At 68.9% G+C, this 19,895-nt stretch carries 16 protein-coding genes; 8 read left to right on the forward strand and 8 right to left on the reverse strand.

Going from position 1 to position 19,895, the window contains the following annotated elements; translation table 11 throughout:
- Positions 1–8: 8 nt before the first annotated feature.
- Positions 9–959, reverse strand: coding sequence for a LysR family transcriptional regulator (locus AC07PU_RS09630; protein WP_208512027.1), 951 nt, complete (start codon positions 957–959; stop codon positions 9–11).
- A 97-nt stretch (positions 960–1,056) separates the two neighbouring features.
- Between AC07PU_RS09630 and aptA the strand changes: the two genes are divergently transcribed.
- Positions 1,057–2,409, forward strand: coding sequence for an omega-aminotransferase AptA (aptA, locus tag AC07PU_RS09635; protein WP_208512026.1), 1,353 nt, complete (start codon positions 1,057–1,059; stop codon positions 2,407–2,409).
- A gap of 15 nt (positions 2,410–2,424) precedes the next feature.
- On the opposite strand, the gene AC07PU_RS09640 is transcribed toward aptA, so the two are convergent.
- Genes AC07PU_RS09640 through AC07PU_RS09665 form a run of 6 tightly spaced genes read right to left on the reverse strand, consistent with a single transcriptional unit; the run spans position 2,425 to position 8,263 of the window.
- A complete protein-coding gene (locus AC07PU_RS09640; RefSeq protein WP_495317010.1) occupies positions 2,425–3,813 on the reverse strand; it encodes an FAD-dependent oxidoreductase in 1,389 nt (462 codons plus the stop codon).
- Between the two features lie 17 nt (positions 3,814–3,830).
- Positions 3,831–4,280: a GNAT family N-acetyltransferase gene (locus tag AC07PU_RS09645; RefSeq protein WP_495317012.1), complete on the reverse strand. Its 450-nt coding sequence runs from the start codon at positions 4,278–4,280 to the stop codon at positions 3,831–3,833.
- Complete coding sequence (locus AC07PU_RS09650) at positions 4,277–4,840, reverse strand: phosphonate degradation HD-domain oxygenase (RefSeq protein WP_495317014.1); 564 nt, start codon at positions 4,838–4,840, stop codon at positions 4,277–4,279. The genes AC07PU_RS09645 and AC07PU_RS09650 overlap by 4 nt, the downstream gene beginning before the upstream one ends.
- Positions 4,841–4,842: 2 nt before the next feature.
- Positions 4,843–6,291 carry a phosphonoacetaldehyde dehydrogenase gene (phnY, locus tag AC07PU_RS09655; protein ID WP_495317017.1) on the reverse strand — a complete coding sequence of 483 codons (1,449 nt, stop codon included), beginning with the start codon at positions 6,289–6,291 and terminating at the stop codon, positions 4,843–4,845.
- Positions 6,292–6,309: 18 nt separating this feature from the next.
- Positions 6,310–7,536 carry a phosphonoacetate hydrolase gene (gene phnA, locus AC07PU_RS09660; RefSeq protein ID WP_495317019.1) on the reverse strand — a complete coding sequence of 409 codons (1,227 nt, stop codon included), beginning with the start codon at positions 7,534–7,536 and terminating at the stop codon, positions 6,310–6,312.
- A 1-nt stretch (position 7,537) separates the two neighbouring features.
- A complete protein-coding gene (locus AC07PU_RS09665) occupies positions 7,538–8,263 on the reverse strand; it encodes a phosphonate utilization associated transcriptional regulator (RefSeq protein WP_490875781.1) in 726 nt (241 codons plus the stop codon).
- Between the two features lie 158 nt (positions 8,264–8,421).
- Here AC07PU_RS09665 and AC07PU_RS09670 point away from each other — a divergent pair, with 158 nt between their 5' ends.
- The 6 genes from AC07PU_RS09670 (at position 8,422) to AC07PU_RS09695 (ending at position 17,813) form a co-directional block, all read left to right on the forward strand.
- Positions 8,422–9,462, forward strand: coding sequence for a putative 2-aminoethylphosphonate ABC transporter substrate-binding protein (locus tag AC07PU_RS09670; RefSeq protein WP_495317022.1), 1,041 nt, complete (start codon positions 8,422–8,424; stop codon positions 9,460–9,462).
- A 187-nt stretch (positions 9,463–9,649) separates the two neighbouring features.
- On the forward strand, positions 9,650–10,789 hold the full coding sequence (locus tag AC07PU_RS09675; RefSeq protein ID WP_495317024.1) for a putative 2-aminoethylphosphonate ABC transporter ATP-binding protein: 1,140 nt from the start codon (positions 9,650–9,652) through the stop codon (positions 10,787–10,789).
- The gene (locus AC07PU_RS09680) at positions 10,786–12,519 is read left to right on the forward strand and encodes a putative 2-aminoethylphosphonate ABC transporter permease subunit (RefSeq protein ID WP_203205031.1); all 1,734 of its coding nucleotides are present in this window, start codon (positions 10,786–10,788) and stop codon (positions 12,517–12,519) included. The genes AC07PU_RS09675 and AC07PU_RS09680 overlap by 4 nt, the downstream gene beginning before the upstream one ends.
- A 46-nt stretch (positions 12,520–12,565) precedes the next feature.
- On the forward strand, positions 12,566–13,696 hold the full coding sequence (locus AC07PU_RS09685; RefSeq protein WP_495317027.1) for a 2-aminoethylphosphonate--pyruvate transaminase: 1,131 nt from the start codon (positions 12,566–12,568) through the stop codon (positions 13,694–13,696).
- 79 nt (positions 13,697–13,775) lie between these two features.
- Complete coding sequence (locus AC07PU_RS09690; protein ID WP_495317029.1) at positions 13,776–15,215, forward strand: MFS transporter; 1,440 nt, start codon at positions 13,776–13,778, stop codon at positions 15,213–15,215.
- A 240-nt stretch (positions 15,216–15,455) separates the two neighbouring features.
- Positions 15,456–17,813, forward strand: a complete 2,358-nt coding sequence (locus tag AC07PU_RS09695) for an alpha/beta hydrolase (protein WP_495317031.1) — start codon at positions 15,456–15,458, stop codon at positions 17,811–17,813.
- Positions 17,814–17,825: 12 nt separating this feature from the next.
- Here AC07PU_RS09695 and AC07PU_RS09700 read toward each other — a convergent pair whose 3' ends face one another.
- The gene (locus AC07PU_RS09700; protein ID WP_495317033.1) at positions 17,826–19,130 is read right to left on the reverse strand and encodes an SUMF1/EgtB/PvdO family nonheme iron enzyme; all 1,305 of its coding nucleotides are present in this window, start codon (positions 19,128–19,130) and stop codon (positions 17,826–17,828) included.
- A 177-nt stretch (positions 19,131–19,307) separates the two neighbouring features.
- On the opposite strand from AC07PU_RS09700, the gene AC07PU_RS09705 reads away from it, so the two are divergent.
- Positions 19,308–19,847 (forward strand): TRAP transporter small permease subunit, encoded by a 540-nt coding sequence (locus AC07PU_RS09705; RefSeq protein ID WP_296798901.1) that lies wholly within the window; start codon positions 19,308–19,310, stop codon positions 19,845–19,847.
- Positions 19,848–19,895: the final 48 nt, after the last annotated feature.

Below are 19,895 nucleotides of genomic sequence, written 5' to 3' on the forward strand. Positions count from 1 at the left end.
CGCGTCTCCTATTTGCCGCGGTGCGCCGCCGTGAGGCAGGCCTGAAACGCCAGCACCGCGCGCGAAGGCTTCGGCGAACGCCGCAGCAAACTCACGAAGCGGCATTCGTAATGGAAGCGCTCGGGCAGCACCGGGCGCATCAGCCCGCGCTGCTCGAACACCTGCGCATAGTGGTCGGGCAGGAAGCCCAGGAAGCGCCCTGAAAGGATCAGCGTGGCGATCGCCTCCTGGTCGAAGCCCGTGGCCTTGCGCGAAAGCTGCGCGCGGTGGCTGAGCTCCATGTTGGGCGAGTGGTAGCCCAGGCCCGCGAAATGGTGCTCGCGCAGCTTGGGCCAGGTGAGCTTCGCATGGCTGGCCTCGAACAGCGGATGGCCGCGGCCGCAATACAGCAGCATGGTCTCGCCGAACAGCTCCTCGTAGACCAGGCTCTTCGAGCTGCGGTGCGCCGGGATGATGCCGATCTGGAAGTGGCCCTCGAGCACGCCCTGCTCGATCGCGTTGATCGAACCCACGTGCACCGCCAGACTGACCTCGGGCGCCACCTCGGCAAAACGCGCGATCGCCTCGCCGATGCGCGCCTGCGGATTGGTCGCGGTCTTGTCGAACAGCGCCACCTCGAGCTGGCCGCCCATGCGGTTGTGGATGTCGTCGATGCTGCCGCGGAAGGCATCGACCGAGGCGAGCAGCCGCAGCGTCTCGTCGTAGACGCGCTGGCCCTCGGCCGTGAGCGCGAAGCCGGCCCGGCCGCGCCGGCACAGCACCAGGCCGAGCCGGGTCTCGAGGTCCTTCACGTGGCGGCTCACGGTCGAGGTGCCGATGTTGAGCTCGAGCTCGGCCGCCGCCATGCCGCCGCAATCGACCACGCTCTTGAACACCTTGAGCAGGCGCAGGTCCATGTCGCTGAGCTGGCCCAGGACGGCACGGCTGCGGGCCGTGGAAGCGCCTTCTTTTACTTGCATGGATCGTCAAGTGAACATTGATATTGCGCCATTCTCCACACTGAACGGCTTGCCAACAATAGTCGCGTCACCTTTCCCACCCCACCTGGACGCACCCATGACCCTCGCCACGCCCGATCTCGCCAACCCGGCCCCGCGCACCGATGCCGCCTGGCTCGAGGCGCACTGGATGCCCTACACCGCCAACCGCCAGTTCAAGGCCGACCCGCGCCTGATCGTCGAGGCCAAGGGCGCCTACTTCACCGACCACGAAGGCCGCAAGATCTTCGACGGCCTCTCGGGCCTGTGGTGCTCGGGCCTGGGCCACGGCCGCCCCGAGATCACCGAGGCGGTGAGCCGCCAGATCGCCAGGCTCGACTATTCGCCGGCCTTCCAGTTCGGCCATCCGCTGTCCTTCGAGCTCGCCAACAAGCTCAAGGAACTGACGCCCGCGGGCCTCGACTACGTCTTCTTCACCGGCTCGGGCTCCGAGGCCGCCGACACTTCGCTCAAGATGGCGCGCGCCTACTGGCGCGCCAAGGGCCAAGCGAGCAAGACCCGGCTGATCGGCCGCGAGAAGGGCTACCACGGCGTCAACTTCGGCGGCATCTCGGTCGGCGGCATCGGCGCCAACCGCAAGCTGTTCGGCCAGGGCGTCGAGGCCGACCACCTGCCCCACACCCAGCTCGCGGCCAATGCCTTCACGCGCGGCATGCCCGAGAACGGTGCCGAGCTGGCCGACCGCCTGCTCGACCTGATCGCGCTGCACGACGCCTCGAACATCGCGGCCGTCATCGTCGAGCCTTTCGCCGGTTCGGCCGGCGTGGTGATCCCGCCGCAGGGCTACCTCAAGCGCCTGCGCGACATCTGCACCGCGCACAACATCCTGCTGATCTTCGACGAGGTCATCACCGGCTTCGGCCGCTGCGGCACGCTCACCGGCGCCGATGCCTTCGGCGTGGTGCCCGACATCATGAACGCCGCCAAGCAGATCACCAACGGTGCACAGCCGCTGGGCGCCGTGATCGCCAGCAAGGAGATCTACGACACCTTCATGGCCGCGGGCGGCCCCGACTACATGCTCGAGTTCCCGCACGGCTACACCTACTCGGCCCACCCGGTGGCCTGCGCCGCCGGCATCGCCGCGCTCGACGTGCTGCAGAAGGAAGACATGCCCGCGCGCGTGAAGGCGCTGGCGCCGCATTTCGAGAACGCCGTGCACAGCCTCAAGGGCAGCAAGCACGTCACCGACATCCGCAACTTCGGCCTCGCGGCCGGCCTCACGATCGCCGCACTGCCGGGCGAACCGGCGCGCCGTCCCTACGAGATCGCGATGAACTGCTGGAAGAAGGGCTTCTACGTGCGCTACGGCGGCGACACCATCCAGCTCGCGCCGCCGTTCATCTCGGAGAAGGCCGAGATCGATCGCATGATCAATGCGCTGGGCGACGCGCTGGCCGAGACGGCCTGAACGACGGAACGCGGGTCAGGCCTTGTCGGCCTTGCCCGCGGCATTCGCGAGCTTGCTGAGCATGCGGTCCACCAGCCACGGCTGCCGGTTCTCGTCCTCGGCGAGCTCCTTGCGGCGGATCGCATTGCGCACCACGATCGATCCCACGTAGCGCACCGGCTCGGGCGGGAAGTAGCCCAGCGGCCCCTTCGTGATCGGGCTGCGCGTCCAGGCGTTGTCCTGGTCGAGCACCAGCGACGACAGGATCTGCCCGCCCATGTAGGTCGGCCCGACGCCGTTGCCCGAGTAGCCGAAGCCGTAGTAGATGTGCGGCGCGCCATCGAGCCGGCCGAAGAACGGGAAGCCCGTGACCGAGCGGTCGGACGGGCCGTTCCAGCTCGCGGTGATCGGCGTTTCGCTCAGGGCCGGGAAGAAGGAACGCAGCGCCTGCGTGAGCTCGGCCTCGTAGGGCGAGCGCTCGTCGAACACCTTGGCCATGCGCCCGCCCCAGGCGAAGGTGTTGCCGCCCTTGCCCAGCATGAGGCGGCCATCGGCGGTGCTGCGGTAGTAGTAGACGAAGGTGCGCGAATCGAGCACCGACACGCCGTCGACCAGGCCGCTGCGCGCGAGCAGCTCGGGGCAGCGCTCGGTGATCACCATGTCGCTCGACACGATGGCGATGGTGCGCTCGAACTGCGCGAAGCGGCTGGCCATCCAGGCATTCATCGCGAGCACCAGCTTGTTCGCGCGCACGCTGCCGGCTGGCGTGCGCACCACGACCGGATGACCGGTGGAGAAATCGAGCATCGGCGTGCGCTCGTGGATGCGGATGCCCATCGCCAGCGCCACGCGCCGCAGCCCGCGCACCAGCTTGCCCGGATGCACGGTGGCCGCGATCGGCGAATACACGCCCGCGAGGTTGCGCGCCGAGCCCGAGCGCCGCGCCACTTCCTCGGGCGGCAGCGTGCGATAGGAATGGATGTCGCGTGCCTCGAGCGCGCGCATCATCGGATCGAGCGTGCCGACCTGGGCCGGCGAGGTGGCGGTGTAGAGCGTGCCGTCCTGGCGCAGCTCGGCGTCGATGCCGTGGGCGGCGCAGAAGTCGGCGATGTGCTGCACCGCCGCCTCCGAGGCCTTGACCAGGCGCACCGCCTCGTCCTCGCCGAACAGCCGGCGCAGGGTCAGGAACTTGGCCGACCAGGTGAGCAGGCAGCCGCCGTTGCGGCCGCTCGCGCCGGCGCCGCAGAGGTCGCTCTCGAGGATGACGATGTCGAGCGTGGGCGCCTGCTGCTTGGCCTGGATCGCGGTCCACAGGCCGGTGAAGCCGCCACCGACGATGCAGAGGTCGGCCTCGCATTCGCCCTGCAGCGCGGGTGCGAGGTCGCCATCGTTGAAGAGAGCCTGTTCGATCCAGAAGGGGCGCATGGCGGCTCCGTAGGTGGTCAGGGCTTGCGCCGCGTCTCGTAGGAAAACTCGGACTCGCGCTCGACGACGAAGCCGAAGCGCGCATAGAGCGCGCGGGCCGGATTCGCCTTGAGCACGCTGAGCGTGAGGTCCACGCCGGCGCGCCCGGCCTCGGCGACGACTTCGGCCAGCAGCCGGGTGCCGATGCCGCCGCCCTGATAGCCGGGCGCGAGCTGGATCTGGATCAGCACCCACTCGTGCGGATCGCGCGACACCTTGAGCAGGCCGACCGGCTCGCCCTCGTGCAGCAGCACCTCGGCGCATTCGAAGCGGTGCATCAGCCGCGCCATGTGGTGTGCATCGCTGACCTCGGCGCCCGAGGCCACCACGTGGCCGTTCATCGTGCGCTGCCGCAGCGCGAGCAGGAAGGGCACGTCTTCCTGCGTGGCCGGGCGGCGCGCCAGCACGACCGGTGGCGCGGCGCTCATATCGCGATGGCAGCGGGCTTCAACGCGGCCTCCAGGTGCCGCACGTAATGCGCGAGGTCCGGCGTCTTCGCGTCGGCGCACTTGGCCGTGTCGTCCCAGCGCCGCAGCCGCACCGCGTCCTTCGCGTAGGGCAGCGCCTCGAAGGCACTGGCCTGCGCCGAGTCGAACACGCCGCCCTGCAGCTGCAGGCTGCGCTGCGAATCGGGCGACAGTGCCTCGAAGTAACCGGGCTCGCGCGCGCACAGGAAGCGCTTGGCATCGACGTGCAGCCGGATCGGCTCCAGCGTGGCCGGGCCGAACAGCGCGCGCAGGAACGGCAGGCAGCGGTACTGGTGCAGGTCGTCGAGCCCCTGCTGCGTCGGTGTGCCGCCGAAGTCGTGCAGCAGGTGGCCCAGGTCGTGCAGCAGCGAGGCGGCGATCAGCGCGCTGTCCGCCCCCTCCTGCTCGGCCAGGTGCGCGGATTGCAGCGCATGCTCGAGCTGGGTGACGGGCTCGCCGTCGTACTGGGCATGGCCCTTGGTTTCGAACAGGCCGACGATGTCGGGAAGGCTCAGGCTCATGGTTACCAGGGCAGCGAGTAGGTCTTGGTGTTGGTGAAGCTCTTCATCGCCTCGAGCACGCCTTCCTTGTAGCCCAGGCCGGAGTCCTTGATGCCGCCGAAGGGCGTGAGTTCGAGCCGGTAGCCCGGCACCTCGCGCACGTTGACGCTGCCGACGTTGAGCTCGCGGATGAAGCGCGTGATGTGGTCGAGCCGGTTGGTGCAGATCGACGACGACAGGCCGTAGGCCGTGCCGTTCGAGATGCGGATCGCCTCATCGATGGTCTTGAAGCGGATCACCGGCGACACGGGTCCGAAGGTCTCGTGCTTGGCCACCGTCATCCCGGGATCGACGCGGTCGAGCACCGTCGGCGAATACAGCGCGCCGCGGCGCTCGTTGCCGTACAGCAGCTTCGCGCCGGCCGCGATGGCCTCGTTGACCACGCCCTCGAACTGCTTCGCGGCGGCCTCGTCGATCACCGTGCCCATGTCGGTGTCGGGATCCATCGGATCGCCGTACTTCAACGCACGGGTCTTGGCCACCAGCAGCTCGACGAACTGGTCGGCCACCGATTCGTGCACCAGCATGCGCTTGATCGCGGTGCAGCGCTGGCCCGAGTTCTTGTACGAGCCGCTGGCCGCGAGCGTGGCCGCCTCCTCGATGTCGGCATCGTCCATCACGATGATCGGGTCGTTGCCGCCGAGCTCGAGGATCTGGCGCTTGTAGACCGCCTTGGCCGCGATGTACTTGCCGATCGGCACGCCGCCGGTGAAGGTGACGAGGTCGACATCGGCGTTGGTCAGCAGCTCGTCGGCGATCTCGCGCGGGTCGCCCGTGAGCACCGACAGCATCGGCGGCGGCAGGCCGGCCTCGTAGAGGATGTCGGCCAGCAGGAAGGCCGCCAGCGGCGTCTTCTCGCTGGGCTTGAGCACGATGCGGTTGTTGGTGGCGATGGCCGGCGCCACCTTGTGGATCACCTGGTTGAGCGGATGGTTGAACGGCGTGATGGCCGTGATCGCGCCCTGCAGCGGCTCGCGCAGCGTGTAGACCTTGCGGCTCTTGCCGTGGTGCGTGAGGTCGCACGAGAACACCTGGCCGTCGTCGACCAACGCCTGGTTGGCGGCGAACAGCAGCACGTCGGAGGCGCGGCCCACCTCGTAGAGCGAGTCCTTGCGCGACAGGCCCGATTCGAGCGTGATGGTGCGCGAGATCTCGTCGAGGCGCGAGGCGATGATCTCGCCCGCGCGCATCAGGATCTTGTAGCGCTCGTAGCGCGTGAGCGTGGGCTTGTAGTGGCGCGCGATGCGCAGCGCGTTGCGCACGTCGTCGAGCGTGGCCTTGGGCACGGTGGCGATCACCTCGCCGGTGTAGGGATAGGTGACCTCGATCGTGCGGTCGCGGTAGACGCGCTCGCCGGCGATGCGCAGGGCTTCGCGGTGGATGGTGCCTGGCTTCAGCGTGGCTTGGCTCATGGGTGCTCCGGCGGTCGGTTACTGGGCGTGGTTCAGCGCGATGTCGAGCGCATCGAAGTTGCGCAGGCGGCGGCCGGCGGCGATGCCCGCCACCGGGCGGTTGCAGATCAGCGGCACGCGCTGCTCCGACACGCCGCCGTGCGAGCGCAGCGGCACCTCGAGCGCCGACAGGTCGTGGCGGCTGGCCGCGGTGCCGATCACGGTGTTCTTCTCGCTCACGACCACGATGTCGCCGATGCGGTCGGGCGGCAGCTCGAAGCGCTGCGCCGCCTCCTTGCGCGACAGCACCGACTCCATGCCCGGCACCTGGCGGATGCGCTCGATCCAGCCCGGCACGCTGGCCTCGTCGGGCGCGTAGACGGTGGCGAAGGAGCCGAGCGCGCCGTGGTGCACCACGTAGGGATCGGTGATCGGCAGGATCACGCGCGCGATGCCGGCGCCGTACCAGCCGTCGAGCACGTCCTGCAGGTAGATGACGTTGGGCGAGCCGTCGGCGCCGTGCTTGTCGTTCATGCCGTGGTCGGCGGTTAGCACGATGGTGGCGCCGAGCGCATCGAGCTGCGCGAGGTAGCGGTCCATCATCGCGTAGAAGGCATTGGCCTGTTCGCTGCCGGGCGCGGCCTTGTGCTGCACGTAGTCGGTGGTCGACAGGTACATGAGGTCGGGGCGGCGCGACTCCATGAGCTTCACGCCGGCCGCGAACACGAACTCGGAGAGCTCGGCGCTGTAGACCGAGGGCACCGGCATGCCGACCATGCCGAGCACGTCGTCGATGCCGTTCTCCTCCATCGTCACCTGGTCCGACTTCTCGGACGAGAAGCAGATGCCCTTCATGCGGTGGCCCAGCAGCTTGCGCAGCTTGTCCTTGGCCGTGACCACGGCCAGCTTGGCGCCCGCGTCGGCGAAGGCGGCCAGCACGGTGCCCGCGCGCAGGTACTTGGGGTCGTTCATCATCACTTCCTGGCCCAGCTCGCGGTCGAAGAAGTAGTTGCCGCAGATGCCGTGCACCGCGGGCGGCGCGCCGGTCACGATCGACAGGTTGTTCGGATTGGTGAAGGACGGCACGACGCAGTCGGCCAGCAGGTCGGCGCCCTCCTTGCGCATGCGGCCGAGGTACGGCGCCACGCCGGCGGCGATGGCCGCGTCGAGATAGGCCGGCTCGCAGCCGTCCACGCACACGACCACGATCGGGCGCGCCATCCAGCGATAGCTCCTGGCATTGACTTCGAGGGTCTCCGGTGTCATTTCAGACTTCCTTTTGGGGTGGGTTGTTCGTGGTGGCGGCTTCGGCATCGGCGCGGCCGAAGGCCTTGTGCATGCGGGCGCGGCTGCCCGCGACATGCTGGCGCAGCGCGCGGCCCGCGACGTCGGGGTCGCCGCTGGCGATGGCCTCGACGATGTCGCGGTGCTCGTCGGCCGAGACCCGCAGGCCGCCGCCGCTGTCGAGCGCGCGCATGCGGAACAGGTGCAGCTCCTTCACGAGGCGCTTGTAGGTCTCGGTCAGCTTCTTGCTGCCCGCGGTGTCGAGCAGGATCTCGTGGAACTGCAGGTTGAGTTGCGCGTACTGCTCCACGTCCTGCGCCTGGGCCGCCGAGCGCATGGCATCGAGCATGGCGCGCAGCCGCTCGACGGCATCGGGCTTGATCGCCAGCGCCACGCGGCGGCCGATGATTTCCTCCAGCGCCTCGCGCAGTTCGTAGATCTCGTCGGCCTCCTCGAACGCGATCTCGCGCACGAAGACGCCACGGTTCTTCTCGTTGCGCACCAGGCCCGCCTCCTCCAGCGCGCGCAGCGCCTCGCGGATCGGGCCGCGGCTGGTGTTGAAGCGCTGCGAGAGCTCGCTCTCGTTGATGCGGCTGCCCACCGGGAGCTCGCCCGTCATGATCAATCGCTCGATCTCCTCCTGCATCAGCATCGGCAGCGAACTGGACTGGAGGAATGCGAGGGCGGAGGAGGGATTGCTGGTGACCATGGAACGCATTCTCCAACCTCAGATTGAAAACTGTCAACAATTTTTTATTGACAGTCTTCAGTCTGCAATCTACATTGCCTCCACCGGATCCGGCCGACCAGGCCCCGGACGCCCGCCACTCACCCTTTCGTGACAGCAAGCCCTCTCAGGAGAAACAGATGACGATGAAACCAAGCTCGCGCCGTCTCGCGGCCGTCCTGTGCGCCGCGGCGCTCGGCCTCGCGGCCAGCGGCGCCGCCTGGGCGCAGAAGACCTCGCTCCTGGTCTACACCGCGCTCGAGACCGATGCCATGAAGCTCTACAAGGACGCCTTCGAGAAGGCCAATCCCGACATCGAGGTGAAGTGGGTGCGCGACTCCACCGGCATCGTCACCGCCAAGCTGCTGGCCGAGAAAGCCAATCCGCAGGCCGACGTGGTGGCCGGCCTGGCCGCCAGCAGCCTTGCGCTTCTGCAGCAGGAAGGCATGCTGCTGCCCTACGAGCCCAAGGGCTTCAAGGAACTGAACCCCGCCTATTCGGATGCCGCGCGCCCGCCGGCCTGGGTCGGCATGGACGTCTGGGCCGCCACCATCTGCTTCAACCGGGTCGAGGCCCAGAAGCTGGGCCTGCCCAAGCCCGAGAGCTGGAAGGACCTGGCCAAGCCGGTCTACAAGGGGGCCATCTCGATGCCGCACCCGGCCTCCAGCGGCACCGGCTACCTCGACGTCTCCTCATGGCTGCAGATGTGGGGCGATGCCGAGGGCTGGAAGTACATGGACGCGCTGCACCAGAACATCGCGCAGTACGTGCACTCGGGCTCCAAGCCCTGCAAGCAGGCCGGCGCGGGCGAGTTCCCGATCGGCATCTCGTTCGAGTTCCGCGCCCACCAGGTCAAGAAGTCGGGCGCGCCGGTCGACCTGATCTTCCCGAAGGAAGGCCTGGGCTGGGACATCGAGGCCACCAGCCTCATGAAGACCAGCACCAAGATCGAGCAGGCCAAGCGCTTCGCCGACTGGATGGCGAGCAAGGAGGCCAACCAGATCAGCGCGCGCTGGTGGGCCGTGGTGGCCTACCCCGGCGTGGTCTCGAAGCTCGAGGGCATTCCCGACAACTACGAAAAGCTGCTCGCGAAGAACGACCTGAACTGGGCCGCCAAGAATCGCGAACGCATCCTGGCCGAGTGGAGCAAGCGCTACGAAGGCAAGGCCGAAGCTAAATAGGCTCGCCCCCAGGCTGCGCGCACTTCGTGTCGCTTCGCCAACCCCCTGCCGGGGGCGACACCGGCGGCCCGGCGGAGCCGGTTCCGCGGTATCCCGCGAACAAGTCCGATCCGGCCGCTGTCCTTCCCTGTCCTTCTTCAACCCGCGGAGGCGCGTCCCGCGCGTCCGCCAACGACGAGTGCGAACAATGGATACGACCGACACCCCGTTCATGGCCGGCCGGCGGCCCGCGAGCGGCGCCGCGGCGCTCGAGGTCATCGGGGTCCGCAAGGACTTCGAGACCTTCAGCGCGCTGCGCGACGTGCACCTGCGCGTCAACCCCGGCGAGATGCTGTGCTTCCTCGGCCCCTCGGGCTGCGGCAAGACCACGCTGCTGCGCATCATCGCGGGGCTGGAGACGCAGACCTCCGGCCAGATCCTGCAGAACGGCAAGGACGTCTCGTGGCTGCCGCCCGACCGGCGCGACTACGGCATCGTGTTCCAGTCCTATGCCCTGTTCCCCAACCTCACGATCGCCGAGAACATCGGCTACGGCCTGGTCAACGGCCGGGCCCGGCGCGCCGAGGTCAAGGCGCGCGTCGACGAGCTGCTGGCCCTGGTCGGCCTGCCGACCTCGGGCGCCAAGTACCCGAGCCAGCTCTCGGGCGGCCAGCAGCAGCGCGTGGCGCTGGCGCGCGCGCTTGCCACCCGGCCTGGGCTGCTGCTGCTCGACGAGCCGCTGTCGGCGCTCGACGCGCTCGAGCGCATCCGCCTGCGCGGCGAGATCCGCCGGCTGCAGAAGCAGGTCGGCATCACCACCATCATGGTCACGCACGACCAGGAGGAGGCGCTGTCGATGGCCGACCGCATCGTGGTCATGAACCACGGCGTGATCGAGCAGGTCGGCACGCCGATGGAGGTCTACGAGCAGCCGGCCACGCCCTTCGTGGCGGACTTCGTCGGCAAGGTCAACGTGCTGCGCTCGGTGGCGCTGGGCAACCACCGCTTCCAGGTCGGCGACATGGAGCTGCAGTGCGACGCCTGCGACGGCGCCTTCGAGCCCGGCGAGGCGGTCAACCTCTACCTGCGGCCCGAGGACCGCGCGGTCGAGCACCTGCGCGAGGACACGGCCAACCGGCTGCAGGCCATGGTCACCAAGGTCGAGTTCCTCGGCGGCCTGTGCATCGCCGAGGTGACGGCCGACGCGCTGCACGGCCAGACGCTCGGCCTGCACTTCTCGCTCAACCAGCTGCACGACCTCGGCATCCGCGAGGGCCACACGGTCGACATCGCGCTGCGCGCCAACCGCATCCGCGCCTTCTCCGCCGCGCGCGCCCCGCAATCATGAACACGCTGGCCCACCCGCTCGCCGCCAAGCCGGCCATCAGCACGCGGCCCGCCCTGCGCTGGAGCCGCGACGAGACCATCGCGCGCGCGGTGCTGTGCGTCGTGATGGCGATGCTGTTCGTGTTCCTGGTCGCGCCGCTGCTCACCATCCTCGCGCACGCGGTGCAGGACAAGGACGGCCGCTTCGTCGGCCTGGCCCACTTCATCACCTACTTCCAGACGCCGAGCCTGCTGCGCGCCGCCTGGAACTCGGTCTGGGTCGCGGCCGCGGTGGTGGCGATCTCGGTGCCCACGGCCTTCGTGTTCGCCTATGCGCTCACGCGCAGCCGCATGCCGGCGCCGCTCAAGGCCGTGTTCCGGCTCATCGCGCTGATCCCGCTGCTCGCGCCCTCGCTGCTGTCGGCGATCTCCTTCGTGCAGTGGTTCGGCAACCAGGGCGCGCTCAAGTTCCTGCTCGGCGGCACCTCGATCTACGGCGCGCCCGGGATCATCCTGGCCGAGGTCTACAACACCTTCCCGCATGCGCTGATGATTCTGGTCACTGCCCTGTCGCTGGCCGATGGCCGGCTCTACGAAGCCGCCACCGCGCTGCGCACGCGGCCGCTGCGGCAGTTCATGACCATCACCCTGCCCTCGTGCAAGTACGGCCTGATCAGCGCGGCCACGGTGGTCTTCACCTACGTGGTCAGCGACTTCGGCGCGCCCAAGGTGATCGGCGGCAACTTCAACGTGCTGTCGGTCGACGTCTTCAAGCAGGTGGTCGGGCAGCACAACTTCTCGATCGGCGCGGTGGTCGGCATGCTGCTGCTGCTGCCGTCGATCGTCTCCTTCGTCATCGACTACGTGGTGCGGCGCAAGCTCAAGGCGCAGCTCACGGCACGCTCGGTGCCCTACAGCCCGAAGCGCCGGCGCGTGGCCGACACGCTGCTCACGCTGTTCTGCACCGTGGTCTGCGCCTTCCTGCTGGCCACCATCGGCATGGCGGTCTACACCTCGCTGATCGCGCTGTGGCCCTACGACCAGTCCTTCACGCTCAAGCACTACCACTTCGTGCTGGTCGAGAGCGACATGGCCGCGGCCTACGGCAACAGCCTGCTGGTGGCCATGGCCACCGCGGTGGCGGGTTCGCTGATCGTGTTCACGGGCGCCTACCTGATCGAGAAGACGCGCGGCCTCGGCCTGATGCGCAAGGGCATGCACCTGATGGCCGTGCTGTCGATGGCGGTGCCGGGCCTGGTGCTGGGCCTGGGCTACGTGATGTTCTTCAACCATCCGGCCAACCCGCTGAACTTCCTCTACCAGACGATGGCGATCCTGATCGTGTCGATGGTGGTGCACTACTACACCTCGAGCCACCTCACGGCCGTCACCGCGCTCAAGCAGATCGACAACGAGTTCGAGGCCGTCTCGGCCTCGCTCAAGGTGCCGTTCTTCAAGACCTTCCTGCGCGTCACGGTGCCGGTGTGTCTGCCGGCCATCCTCGACATCGGGCGCTACTTCTTCGTGGTGTCGATGGCCAGCCTGTCGTGCGCCATCTTCCTCTACACGCCCGAGACCATCCTCGCCTCGGTCGCGATCATGCACATGGACGACGCCGGCGACATCGGCCCGGCCGCCGCGCTGGCCAGCCTGATCGTGGTCACCTCGACGCTGGTGTGCATCGCCTATGCGCTGCTCACGCGCGTGCTGCTCGCGCGCACGCAGGCCTGGCGCAACCTGGGCCGCGGCTGAGAACCTGCTCCGCCTTCCTCATTCCCCTTCCCTGCCTGGAGACACCATGAGTCAAGCCCCGCATCCGATCCTGCTCACCCCCGGCCCCCTGACCACCTCCGAGCGCACGCGCCAGGCGATGCTGCGCGACTGGGGTTCATGGGACGGCGACTTCAACCAGATCACCGCGCGCATCCGCCGCCAGGTGCTGGAGATCGTGCACGGCACGGGCACGCACGAATGCGTGCCGCTGCAGGGCAGCGGCACCTTCTCGGTCGAGGCCGCCATCGGTACCGTGGTGCCGCGCGACGGCCACGTGCTGGTGCCGAGCAACGGCGCCTACTGCCAGCGCCTCGCGAAGATCTGCAAGGTGCTGGGCCGCAAGCTGACCACCATCGACTACACGGAAGAGAAGCAGATCTCGCCCGCCGACGTGGACCGCGCGCTCGCGGCCGATCCCGGCATCACCCATGTCGCGGTGGTGCACTGCGAGACCGGGGCCGGCGTGCTCAACCCGCTGCACGAGATCGCATTGGTCGTTGCCAGGCACGGGCGCGGCCTGATCGTCGATGCCATGAGCTCCTTCGGCGCGCTCGAGATCGACGCGCGCAAGACGCCGTTCGATGCCGTGGTCGCGGCCTCGGGCAAGTGCCTCGAGGGCGTGCCGGGCATGGGCTTCGTGATCGTCAGGCGCAGCACGCTCGAGCAATGCGAAGGCCACAGCCCCTCGCTGAGCCTGGACCTGTACGACCAATGGGTCTACATGGAGAAGACCACGCAATGGCGCTTCACGCCACCCACCCACGTGGTGGCCGCGCTCGACACCGCGATCGCGCAGTACGTGGAGGAAGGCGGCCTGGCCGCGCGCGGCGGCCGCTATGCGCGCAACTGCAAGGCGCTGGTGAGCGGGCTGGCCGCGCTGGGCCTGCGCGCCTTCCTCGACCCTGCCATCCAGGCACCGATCATCGTCACCTTCCATGCGCCCGACGATCCGCGCTACGACTTCAAGACCTTCTACAACGAGGTCAAGAAGCGCGGCTACATCCTCTACCCCGGCAAGCTCACGCAGGTGGAGACCTTCCGCGTGGGCTGCATGGGGCACTTCGGCGACGCGGGCATCCCGGGCGCGGTCGCCGCCATCGCCGAGACGCTCGAGGCCATGGGCATCCGGCAGGCATCGGCCGCCGTCGCGGCCTGAACAGGCAACCGATGGCACCGGCGCATTGCAGCGCCGGTCCTACAACGCGGGGCACGGCGCGCTTCCCATAATCGTGCGCATGACGGTGCTGCGCAGCGACATCCCCGCCCGCCTCGACCGCCTGCCCTGGTCGCGCTGGCACTGGCGCGTGGTGATCGCCCTCGGCGTGGCCTGGGTGCTCGACGGCCTCGAGGTCACCCTGGTGGGCTCGATCGGCGCCGTGCTCGAGCGGCCCGACACGCTCGGGCTCACGGCCGGCGAGATCGGCCTCTCGGGCTCGATCTACGTGGCCGGCGCCGTGCTCGGCGCGCTGCTGTTCGGCCGGCTCACCGACCGGCTCGGGCGCAAGAAGCTGTTCCTGGTCACGCTGGTGGTCTACACGCTGGGCACGCTGGCCACGGCCTTCTCGCCCGACTTCGCCTTCTTCGCGCTGTGCCGCTTCGTCACCGGGCTGGGCATCGGCGGCGAGTACGCGGCCATCAACTCGGCCATCGACGAGCTGATCCCCGCGCGCGTGCGCGGCCGCGTCAACCTCGCGATCAACGGCAGCTTCTGGATCGGCGCCGCGCTCGGCGCCGGGCTGAGCCTGGTGCTGCTCGACGCGCGCGTGATCGGCCCGGTGTGGGGCTGGCGCGCCGGCTTCGGCCTGGGCGCGGTGCTCGCGGTGGCGATCCTGCTGGTGCGGCGCCATGTGCCCGAGAGCCCGCGCTGGCTGATCGCGCACGGCCGCGCCGACGAAGCCAAACGCATCGTCGACGAGATCGAGGCCGAGGTCTCGGCGCAGCACGGCCCGCTGCCCGCGCCGCGCAGTTACGTCGACTACACGGCCGCGCGCCGCGAAAGCCCGCCGATGCGGCAGGTGGCGCGCGTGCTGCTCCAGCACTACCGACAACGCAGCGTGGTCGCGCTCGCGCTGATGATCGCGCAGGCCTTCTTCTACAACGCGATCTTCTTCACCTATGCGCTGGTGCTGACGCGCTTCTACGCCGTGCCCGAGGCCAGCGTGGCGCTCTACATCTTCCCGTTCGCGCTCGGCAACGTGCTGGGGCCGCTGCTGCTGGGCCCGCTGTTCGACAGCGTGGGCCGGCGCCGCATGATCGCGCTGACCTATGTGCTCGCGGGCGTGGGCCTGGCCTTCACCGGCTGGGCCTTCATGCAAGGCTGGCTCGATGCGCGCAGCCAGGCGCTGTGCTGGTCCGCCGTGTTCTTCCTGGCCTCGGCCGCCGCGAGCTCGGCCTATCTCACGGTCAGTGAGGTGTTCCCGCTCGAGATGCGCGCGATGGCGATCGCGATCTTCTATGCCATCGGCATGGGCGCGGGCGGCTTCGCGGCGCCGGTGCTGTTCGGCCTGCTGATCGAGACCGGCAGCCGCGGCGCGGTGATGGTGGGCTACTGCTTCGCCGCGGTGCTGGTGGTGGTGGCCGGGCTGCTGGCCTTGCGCTACGCGGCCGACGCCGAACGCAAGCCGCTCGAGGAAGTGGCGCCGCCGCTGGCCTCCGGGCACGGCGGCGAACGCTGAGGCGCGCCAACCGCAGCGCCACACGGTTGCACTAGGAAGGTGCCACGCGGGGGCACGTGAATTGCTTGCGCCCCACGGTCCGCAGCGCGAGACGCAGGACTCTCACAAACGTCGACACCCCGTCTTCGATTCATTGGCTATCGCGATGCCGACATCGCCAGAGGCGAGTTGCGGCCCCGCCGCCCATCGCCTCGATCCTTAAGAAATCTTGGGAGAAAGCAAATGAAAAGAAGGCGTTCCATGCGCATGGCGGCAGCCTGCGCGATCGTTCTTGCACTCGCGCTCGCGAGCGGATGCGGAGGCGGCGACGGCGGCGGCAGCGCGCTGTCGCTCACGGCCCCGCCCACTACACCCACCGCGACCGCCGACCCCGCGCCGACGATTCCCGTGACCACCCCACCCGATCCGCAGGACCCGACGGCGATCACGCGCTTCACGGCGACGGTGCCGTTCGGCGAGAAGGGCGACTACCAGTCCTCGGCGCAGGTGGTCTATGGCTTCGGCATCACGGCGGTGGCCGATGCGCAATACAAGGACGTGATCTACACGGTGCCGCTGCAGGGCACGGTGCGCTATCCGGCGGGGCCCGCCGGCACGCCGGGCCGTTCCAAGGTCCAGCCCTCGGCCAGCGGCGGCCATCCGGTGGTGGTGTTCCTGCATGGCATGCACGACTCCTCCGATCTCAACAATGCCAAGGGCTACGACTACCTGCAGAAGGACCTGGCCGAGCACGGCTATGTCGCCTTCTCCATCGACGCCGGAAAGATCAACGGGCTCAGCAGCTGGAACGCCTCGGACGCCGGAGCGTTCGCGCGCGGCCAGTTGCTCATGACGACGCTCGACCTGCTGCGCGCGGGCAATGCAACGGGCCTCTTCAACGGTGTCGCGATGCCCGAGCTCAAGGGCAAGCTGGACCTCGAGCGCGTGGGCATCGTCGGCCACTCGCGCGGCGCGGAAGCGGTCGCCTACGCGGTGGAACTGAACAAGCAGCGCATCGGCATCAGCTACCAGGACGTCGAGACGGCACGCCGCAGCCGCGAGCTCGTTGCGCTGGCCAAGGCCGAGCAGGAGAAAGCCGAGAAGCGGGTCGATGAAGCCACTGCCGCCGCCACCGACATCACCGTGAAGCTGTTCATGGCCCAGGCGGCGCTGCTGGCCGCGCGAATCCAGTCGCCGCCCGCCTCGCCCGAAAAGATCGACGCTCTGACGCAGGCCCTGCAGCAGTTGCAGCAGCAGGCGGCGCAGGCGAAGGAACGGGTCGCCGCCGAGCAGGCCGCGCTCGAGGAAGTCAACGCCAGGTTCCGGGATGTGAGCACGTTCTCGTACGCGATCAACGCGGACAGCGAGAAGTGGCTCGCGCAGATGACCTCGCTCGAGGCCCTGCTGCAATCGGGCGTCGTCTTGCCTTCGGCCACCGAGCCGCCGCACCGCGTCCGCGCCGTGTTCTCGCTGGCGCCGATCAATGCCAGGCAGCTGTCGCGCGTGACCCAGGTGCCGTTCGCCACCCTGCTGCCCACTTGCGACGGCGATGTCTACACGCTCAACGGCGCGCAGATCTTCGACGACAGCCGCAACACGGCGAGCGACGAGAGCGCGCCCAAGTACCAGGTGGTCGTCAGGGGCGCCAACCACAACTTCTACAACGACCATTGGTCCGAGGACGACGATGCCGAGAAGTTCGCCCCGCTCTATTGCCAATCGGGAAAGATCGACACGCTGCGCCTGAGCCCCGACGACCAGCGCCGCAACGGCGCGTTCCTGATGGCCTCGTTCCTGCGCTACTTCGTCGGCGACGAGTTCCAGTTCGCGCCCTACTGGAAAGGCCAGGCCCCGATTCCATCGGCCGGCTGCCCGGCCGGTGAAAGCAGTTGCGACGAACGCGTCGTGCTGACGGTCCATCAGCCCGCCGCCCAGCGCAAGCTGCTGCAGGACTTCCGCAACGCGGATGCCAGTGCGAAGAACGCAAGCGGGCTGTCGACCACCTACGAGCGCTTCAAGACCACCGTTCAATGCCGCTTCCTGGCCATCATCGCCCAGCCGAACGATCGAAAGGCGTCCTGCACCGACCCCGTGAGCCAGCTTCCGGCCGAAGCCCTGTTCAAGGAAGGCGAGCTCTACAACCCCTCCTCGTACGACAAGAAGACCCTGCTGCTCTGGTCGATCACCGACCAGGCCCAACTGCAGTGGGACACGGCCGGCCCCGTGGTGGCGATCGACACCGGCGATCTGTCGGCCCAGGGCTTCGACACGCTGAGCGTGCGCGTCGCCGTGCTGGCGCCGATCGGCCAGGAGGTCGAGATCGCGCTGACCGACACGCAGGGCCGCAAGGCGGCGCTCAAGGGCAGCGACTTCAGCGATGCGCTCTATGGCATCGCGCGCAAGCCCGACGGCGCGATCCCGCTGGTCGACGCGCCCGGGGACGCGATCTATGCCGACACCGGCACCACGCGGCCGCTGCTGAACATGGTGGCGGTTCCGCTGAAGGCCTTCGCGCTGCATGGCGTGGACCTCGCGCACATCCGGCAGGTCACGCTGCGCTTTCCGAAGGCCTCGGGCAGCGTGGCCGTCACCGACGTGCAGCTGCAGCGGATGAACTGAACGCCGCGCCGGCTACAGCGCGCAGGTCCTGAACCCCAGGAAGCCGTCGTCGCGCTGCGGCAGCGCGAAGCCGCGCCGCCGCATCGAACGCAACCGCGCGCGCGTGGCGAAAGAGGCCCCACGCAGCACGCGCGCGCGGCCGAAGCCCGCGGCGGGATCGAATTCGCCGCCGCCGCTCCACGGATCGGCGCGGTAGCCGGGCCAGGGCTGCAGCGTGCCCGCGGTCCATTCGTGCACGTCGCCCCAGCGGAAGCCGCGGCGCGCCGCGGTGTGGGCCGCGATCTCCCACTCGACCTCGGTCGCGATGCGGCGGCCGGCCCAGCGGGCCCAGGCATCGGCCTCCCACCAGCTCAGGTGCACCGCGCTGTGGTGGCCGGCGGCGCGCACGGTGGCACCGAAGCGCTGCTGCAGCACCGAGCCGCCGGTGGCGCTGCGCGCCGCGCCGATCTGCTCCACATGGCGCGGCCCGCGCCGGCCCTCGGCCTGCGCGGCCAGCCAGCGCCAGCCCTCGCCGTGCCACAGCTCCTCGCGGTCGTAGCCGCCGTCGTCGACGAATTCGGTGAACTGGTTCCAGGTGACCGGCTGGGCATCGATCTCGAACTCGGGCACGTCGACGCGGTGCGCACCGCGCTCCTGCGCGAAGGCGAAGCCGGCCTCGTCGCGGCCCAGGCTCCAGCGCGTGGCCGGCAGCGCCAGCGGCTCGCGCACCACGCTCACGGGCGCCTGCTCGATGCCCAGCGGCAGCCCGAGGGTCTGCGCCATCACCACGAACTGCTCGCCGCGCAAGTCCTCGTGGAACAGCGCGAGGCGGTAGAAGTACAGGCCGGCATCGGTCTCGGCCGCATGCTCGAGCAGCTCGAGCGTGCTCTCGAGCGTCTCGAGCAGGTAGGCCTTGGTCTGGGCCAGGTCCGGCAGCTCGGGCGACCAGCGGCGCTCGGGCGCGACCTGGGCCGGGTTCCACCAGTCGTCGGCGCCGGGGTCGATGGCCGCGAGCCGCGTCGGCCGCACCGGGCAGTCGACGCCGAAGGCACGCTGCGTGTTGCGCCCGATCCACCATTCGGCGAACCAGCCGATATGGCCGGCCAGCCAGACCGGCGGCTGCATGCCCTCCTGCGCCTGCAGCTCGCGCGGCACCGGCAACGCGGCCGAGCCGAGCGCCTGCTCGTAGAGCGCCAGCAGGTGCAGCGTGTGGTTGCGCGCATCGATCAGCGCCAGCGACAGCAGTTCGCGGCCGGCACGGTGCATGTCGGGCGAGTCGATCGAATGCGGCAGGCCCAGGGCGCCTGAGGGAGTCGAGGGCTGCGGGCTGGAAGACATCGGGCGATTATGGGCACCCGCCGGCGGGCGTCGTGGGCGCCGACTCCCGGGTAAACCCGGGCGTCGCGGCCTGGGTGGACGGGGCAATACAAAGGTACACCGCGTTACCATTGCGGGCTTTGCGTCGACCCCACCAGGGCCGGTCGCTATCACCCTGGGCTTTGTGGGAGACACCCCTTGTCTGCATTCCTCAAATTCGCGGCCGGCATGGACTGGATCAGCGAAAAGTTCGGCAAGTTCGCCGGCTACACCGTCCTGGCGGCCTCGCTCATTTCCGCCGCCAACGCACTGGTGCGCTACGGCCTCGACTTCAGCAGCAACGCCTTCCTCGAGATCCAGTGGTACCTGTTCGCGGCCACCGTGATGCTCGGCGCGCCCGTGGTGCTGCGCTTCAACGAGCACGTGCGCGTGGACATCATCTACGGCAAGCTCAAGGGCAACGGCCCGGTCTACGTCGACCTGTTCGGCCTGATCTTCTTCCTGCTGCCGGTGATGGGCATGTTCACCTACCTCACCTGGCCCTACTTCTGGAACACCTGGGTCACGGGCGAGATGTCGGGCAACATCGGCGGCCTGGTTCGCTGGCCCGCCGCGCTGCTGATGCCGGTGGGTTTCGCCGCCATGTTCCTGCAGGGCGTGGCGGAAATCATCAAGCGCATTGCCTACCTGCGTGGGCTCATCGAGATGAACACGCACTACGAGAAGCCGGTGCAGTGAGCGCGCAGCGCCCTCGCCCCGCCACCGTCTCCCTTCTCTGTGTCCCAA

The organism is Variovorax sp. GW821-FHT10D07, from assembly GCF_059415325.1.

What these genes read in the sequence shown, in the direction of transcription:
- AC07PU_RS09650 (WP_495317014.1), bottom strand. Translation starts at nt 4,840, where the DNA reads ATGAGCCTGAGCCTTCCCGACATCGTCGGCCTGTTCGAAACCAAGGGC.
- AC07PU_RS09665 (WP_490875781.1), bottom strand. Translation starts at nt 8,263, where the DNA reads ATGGTCACCAGCAATCCCTCCTCCGCCCTCGCATTCCTCCAGTCCAGT.
- AC07PU_RS09640 (WP_495317010.1), bottom strand. Translation starts at nt 3,813, where the DNA reads ATGCGCCCCTTCTGGATCGAACAGGCTCTCTTCAACGATGGCGACCTC.
- AC07PU_RS09690 (WP_495317029.1), top strand. Translation starts at nt 13,776, where the DNA reads ATGACGGTGCTGCGCAGCGACATCCCCGCCCGCCTCGACCGCCTGCCC.
- AC07PU_RS09645 (WP_495317012.1), bottom strand. Translation starts at nt 4,280, where the DNA reads ATGAGCGCCGCGCCACCGGTCGTGCTGGCGCGCCGCCCGGCCACGCAG.
- AC07PU_RS09675 (WP_495317024.1), top strand. Translation starts at nt 9,650, where the DNA reads ATGGATACGACCGACACCCCGTTCATGGCCGGCCGGCGGCCCGCGAGC.
- AC07PU_RS09685 (WP_495317027.1), top strand. Translation starts at nt 12,566, where the DNA reads ATGAGTCAAGCCCCGCATCCGATCCTGCTCACCCCCGGCCCCCTGACC.
- AC07PU_RS09630 (WP_208512027.1), bottom strand. Translation starts at nt 959, where the DNA reads ATGCAAGTAAAAGAAGGCGCTTCCACGGCCCGCAGCCGTGCCGTCCTG.
- aptA (WP_208512026.1), top strand. Translation starts at nt 1,057, where the DNA reads ATGACCCTCGCCACGCCCGATCTCGCCAACCCGGCCCCGCGCACCGAT.
- AC07PU_RS09680 (WP_203205031.1), top strand. Translation starts at nt 10,786, where the DNA reads ATGAACACGCTGGCCCACCCGCTCGCCGCCAAGCCGGCCATCAGCACG.
- AC07PU_RS09695 (WP_495317031.1), top strand. Translation starts at nt 15,456, where the DNA reads ATGCGCATGGCGGCAGCCTGCGCGATCGTTCTTGCACTCGCGCTCGCG.
- AC07PU_RS09700 (WP_495317033.1), bottom strand. Translation starts at nt 19,130, where the DNA reads ATGTCTTCCAGCCCGCAGCCCTCGACTCCCTCAGGCGCCCTGGGCCTG.
- phnA (WP_495317019.1), bottom strand. Translation starts at nt 7,536, where the DNA reads ATGACACCGGAGACCCTCGAAGTCAATGCCAGGAGCTATCGCTGGATG.
- phnY (WP_495317017.1), bottom strand. Translation starts at nt 6,291, where the DNA reads ATGAGCCAAGCCACGCTGAAGCCAGGCACCATCCACCGCGAAGCCCTG.
- AC07PU_RS09670 (WP_495317022.1), top strand. Translation starts at nt 8,422, where the DNA reads ATGACGATGAAACCAAGCTCGCGCCGTCTCGCGGCCGTCCTGTGCGCC.